A 4,072-nucleotide genomic window follows, 5' to 3' on the forward strand; every position below is an offset into this window, starting at 1 on the left:
ACGGGGGCGAGTACCGGCTCGACCGGTTCCGCGGTGCTCACGGCCGTGCGAGGGGGAACCCGTCGGCCTCGTCCGCCGCCTCGATCTCGGCGCGGGTGACGCCGAGCATGAACAGCACCGCGTCCAGGTACGGGTAGGACAGGGACGCGTCGGCCACCTCGCGCAAGGCGGGCTTCGCGTTGAACGCGATACCCATACCGGCGGTGGTGAGCATGTCGATGTCGTTGGCCCCGTCTCCGACGGCCACACACTGGGCGATCGGGATGCCGTACCCGGCGGCGTAGCGCTTCAAAGTCTCCGCCTTGCCCGCGCGGTCGACGATCCCGCCCTCGACCTTGCCGGTGAGCCGCCCACCGGAGACCTCCAGGTTGTTCGCCACGGCGAAGTCGAGACCGAGGTCGGTCACCAGCCGCTCGATGATCCGGGTGAACCCACCGGAGACCACCCCGCACCGGAACCCGAGCCGCTTGAGCGTGCGGATCGTGGTCCGGGCGCCCGGGGTCAGTTCGATCTGGTCGGCGACCTCGTCCAGCACCGTCTCCGGCAGCCCCTCCAGCAGGGCCACCCGCTGTTCCAGCGACTGGTTGAAGTTCAACTCGCCCCGCATGGCCGCCTCGGTGATCTCGGCGACCTGCGGTTCGACGCCCGCGTGCGCGGCGAGCATCTCGATGACCTCGCCCTGGATGAGGGTCGAGTCGACGTCGAACACCACGAGGCGCTTGGCCCGGCGGGCGAGCCCGGCCCGTTCGATCGAGACGTCGAGCCCGCCCCGGGAGGCCACGTCGGCCAGCATCGACCGGAGTTCGCTGTCCGCCTCCGGTGTGTCGTCGGCGACCGACACATAGACCTCGAGTCCGGTCACCGGGTAGTCGGCGATGCTGCGGATGGTGTCGATGTTCGCCCCGACGGCGGCGAGCTTGCGGGCGATCTGGGTGAACGCCCGCGCGGTGACCGGCGCGCCGAGCAGCACCAGTACGTGCGTGGAGCCCGGCTGGGCGGGGGCGAACGGGTCGGACCCGATCGCATCCCCGATCCGGACGTCGACGTGCATGGACACCGACGCCATCGCCTGCTCGACGACCTCCTGCAGCCCCTCCGGGTCCGACTCGACCGCGACGAGCACACCGAGCACGAGCTGGCCGCGGATCACGACCTGCTCGATGTCGATGACCTCGACGCCCTGACTCGTCAACGCGGAGAACAGCACCGAGGACACCCCGGGCTTGTCCGGTCCCGTCGTCGTGATCAACACGGGCGTCGTGTCCGCCGCCCCCGTACTGGTTGCCGTACTGTCGGTACTCACGTGTGTCCCGGCGCCTCGCTCACTGCTCGCTCGCGTTGTCCCGGTCGTGCCGTCCCGGCACGGCCGCCTCGGTGACCACCTCCGAGGGTGCGTCGTTCGCATCGCCGTGGGCGAGGGTCTTGCCGGTGAAGGTGACGTGGCCCTCACCCCGCATCCGCTCGACCATCTCCGGATAGTGCAGCTCGAACGCGGGCCGCTCGGAGCGGATCCGCGGCAGCTCGGTGAAGTTGTGCCGCGGCGGTGGGCAGCTCGTGGCCCACTCCAGGGAGTTGCCGTAGCCCCACGGGTCGTCGACGGTCACGATCGGGCCGTAGCGGTAGCTCTTGAAGACGTTCCAGATGAACGGCAGCGTCGACGCGCCGAGCACGTAGGCGCCGATCGTGGAGATCATGTTGAGCGTGGTGAACCCGTCGGTGCCGAGGTAGTCGACGTAACGCCGGGGCATGCCCTCGTTGCCGAGCCAGTGCTGCACCAGGAACGTGGCGTGGAAGCCGACGAAGGTCAGCCAGAAGTGCAGCTTCGCGAGCGGCTCGTCCATCATCCGGCCGGTGATCTTCGGGAACCAGAAGTAGATTCCGGCGAACGTGGCGAACACGATCGTGCCGTAGAGCACGTAGTGGAAGTGCGCCACCACGAAGTAGCTGTCCGAGACGTGGAAGTCGATGGACGGCGCGGCCAGCAGTACGCCGGTCAGGCCGCCGAAGAGGAAGGTCACCAGAAAGCCGATGGTGAACAGCATCGGCGACTCGAAGGTGATCTTGCCCTTCCACATCGTGCCGATCCAGTTGAAGAACTTCACCCCGGTCGGCACGGCGATGAGGAAGGTCATGAAGGCGAAGAACGGCAGCAGCACCGCACCGGTCGCGTACATGTGGTGCGCCCACACCGCCACCGACAGGGCGGCGATACTCAGCGTCGCCCACACCAGGCCCTTGTAGCCGAAGATCGGCTTCCGCGAGAAGACAGGGATGATCTCGGAAGCGATGCCGAAGAACGGCAGCGCGACGATGTAGACCTCGGGGTGGCCGAAGAACCAGAACAGGTGCTGCCACAGGATCACACCGCCGTTGGCGGGGTCGAACACGTGCGCACCGATCCGGCGGTCGGCCAGCAGGCCCATCAGGGCGGCGGTGAGGATCGGGAACGCCAGCAGGACCAGCAGGCTGGTGATCAGAATGTTCCACGTGAAGATGGGCATCCGCCACATCGTCATCCCGGGCGCGCGCATGCACACGATCGACGTGATCATGTTGACCGCACCGAGGATGGTGCCGAGGCCGGACACCAGCAGGCCGACGATCCACAGGTCGGCGCCGATTCCGGGCGAGTAGATCGCGTTCGACAGCGGGGTGTAGGCGAACCAGCCGAAGTCCGCGGCACCGCCCGGGGCGACGAAGCCCGCCATCGCGGTCAGCCCCCCGAACAGGTACAGCCAGTAGGAGAACGCGTTCAGCCGGGGGAACGCCACGTCCGGTGAACCGATCTGCAGCGGCAGCACGAAGTTGGCGAACCCGAACACGATCGGCGTCGCGTAGAACAGCAGCATCACCGTGCCGTGCATGGTGAACAGCTGGTTGTACTGCTCCTGCGAGAGGAACTGCTGTCCCGGCTGGGCGAGCTCGGTCCGGATCAGCATGGCCATCGCGCCGCCCACCATGAAGAAGGCGAACGACGTGACCAGATACATGATGCCGATCTGCTTGTGATCCGTCGTGCGGAACAACCGCAGCAGGAACGAACCCTTCACCGACTCTCGCGCCGGATAGGGACGCGTCGCGATCGGCTGGGGGGCTACGGCCGTCACAGAAGCCTCCTGCACTCGAAACCCCGCGATCCTTGCTTCGTGCCACGGGCGGGGGACCCACGATGGCTACGGGGATCGTATCCCTCACCCGTGGCGTGTCCGCGCACCGGCTGCGTAGATCACCGCGGGACCGGCCGGAACGCCCCGGAAACCACCCCCTCCGGGCGGCTGCCCGGCCCGAAAGCCGCAGGTAGATGTGGTGTGCGCAGGCGTGCGGCGACCGGAGGAGGCCGGAGTTACCTCGGTCACGCACCGCTGCCGCGGCCTTCCCGCGTCCACCGCCACGCCCCCGGGCGCCCCGCTCCCGCTGTCGCCGGGTCCCGCCGTCGCCGTTGCCCCGCGACGGCCGCGCACGCTAGATTCGGGCCGTGGCACCACGCCTGGAGCCCCTGCGTACCGAACGACTGCTGTTGCGGCCGTTCTCCGACACCGACCTGCCCTCGGTCATCGGCATCCAGGCCGCACCGGAGACGCACCCGCACGAACCGGCGCCCGCGACCCCCGCCCAGGCCCGGACGCAGTTCGACCTCTGGCGCAGGCACTGGGCGGACCACGGGTTCGGCTACGTGGCCGTGGTCGAGCACGGCTCCGGCACGGTGGTGGGCGTCGGCGGCGTGCAGCGCAGCGACCTCGACGGGCACGGTGTGCTGAACCTGTACTACCGGTTCCGGCCGGACGCCTGGGGGCGGGGCTACGCCCCCGAGATGGCACGGGCGGTGCTGGCCTGGGTGGACCGCGCGATCCCCGAACTCCCCGTGGTGATCGTCACCAACATCGACAACGGACCCGCGCGCCGGGTCGCGGACAAGCTCGGGTTCCGGGAATACAAGCGGGATCTCTACCGCGGCATGCCCGCCGTGTACTACCGCCGAGCCGACCGCGGCGGGTGAACGGTCCCGCTCCCGGCACCGCGGGCACGGGCTAGAACCGCCGTCGCGTCGGGCCGCGCCGCGTCCGCGCCTGCC

Annotated in this window: 3 protein-coding genes; 1 reads left to right on the forward strand and 2 read right to left on the reverse strand. The window is 69.0% G+C overall.

What is annotated here, in order from left to right; translation table 11 throughout:
• Nucleotides 1-37: 37 nt before the first annotated feature.
• Nucleotides 38-1,252: a phosphoserine phosphatase SerB gene (serB, locus tag SACHA_RS0106540; protein WP_019808152.1), complete on the reverse strand. Its 1,215-nt coding sequence runs from the start codon at nt 1,250-1,252 to the stop codon at nt 38-40.
• A 70-nt stretch (nt 1,253-1,322) separates the two neighbouring features.
• Nucleotides 1,323-3,107: an aa3-type cytochrome oxidase subunit I gene (gene ctaD / locus SACHA_RS0106545; protein ID WP_028662949.1), complete on the reverse strand. Its 1,785-nt coding sequence runs from the start codon at nt 3,105-3,107 to the stop codon at nt 1,323-1,325.
• Nucleotides 3,108-3,475: 368 nt separating this feature from the next.
• Between ctaD and SACHA_RS0106550 the strand changes: the two genes are divergently transcribed.
• Entirely contained in the window at nt 3,476-3,997 is a 522-nt protein-coding gene (locus SACHA_RS0106550; protein ID WP_019808154.1) for a GNAT family N-acetyltransferase, read from the forward strand.
• Nucleotides 3,998-4,072 lie beyond the last annotated feature (75 nt).

Origin of the sequence: Saccharomonospora halophila 8 (genome assembly GCF_000383775.1) — a bacterium.
Lineage (GTDB): Bacteria > Actinomycetota > Actinomycetes > Mycobacteriales > Pseudonocardiaceae > Saccharomonospora > Saccharomonospora halophila.